Source organism: Ruegeria haliotis, from assembly GCF_013377785.1.
Classification (GTDB): domain Bacteria; phylum Pseudomonadota; class Alphaproteobacteria; order Rhodobacterales; family Rhodobacteraceae; genus Ruegeria; species Ruegeria haliotis.
This window is the reverse complement of record NZ_JABXWT010000086.1, coordinates 1-646: the sequence shown is the minus strand read 5'-3', so window position 1 is coordinate 646 and position 646 is coordinate 1. Positions and strand designations below refer to the sequence as shown.

At 41.5% G+C, this 646-nt stretch carries 1 protein-coding gene; it reads right to left on the bottom strand.

The annotated features are described in order from the left end of the window. The coding region (locus HW561_RS23395) for a pilus assembly protein TadG-related protein (RefSeq protein WP_211198760.1) at positions 1-542 on the bottom strand (542 nt) is incomplete at its 3' end. Positions 543-646 lie beyond the last annotated feature (104 nt).

Here is a 646-nt window from a genome sequence, read left to right as displayed (position 1 = left end):
AGCTCTGATGAGCTAGACACCGAAGAACTTGGCCCGGCCACCGCACTGGCTGAAACAGATTTACTGGCGTTAAATAAACCAACAAAAAAACCCTCTAAGGCAACGCCTGTCACCTGAACTCGTACATAGACATCATTAAACTCACCACTTGCATTTTTTCGTTGAAAGCTTGATGAAGGAAAAACCGTAGGATCATTGGAAAATTGGATAAGGATGATTGCACTATCGGACAAAGGTAAAGAAAGAGATGAGCCTCCTGCACCAAAAACTGCATTCTGCGTCACTGTTATTTCTGAATTTCCAGCTGATGATGAGTAATTTTTGACTGAGTCTAACGCAGCGTTTGCTATCTCTTGAGTTGTTTTACCTGAATCAGCGACTACAGCAGCAGCCAATGCTGCTGCATCGACACTATTTTGTACTCTTGCTTTATTCAACACCACATGATTCATATCGATAGCGAGAGCAGCAAACCCTAACAATACTGTTAGTGCTAGGGTAAAAATAATCATGACTAACCCTGATTGATTATTTCTATTCATATTGCATCCTTGCATACACGCCACCTTACCCTCACAGGCTAGAGGTTGAATCCTGTGATCGAGATATCCTTACTACTACCTTTATTATAGCCTTCAATTGAGAT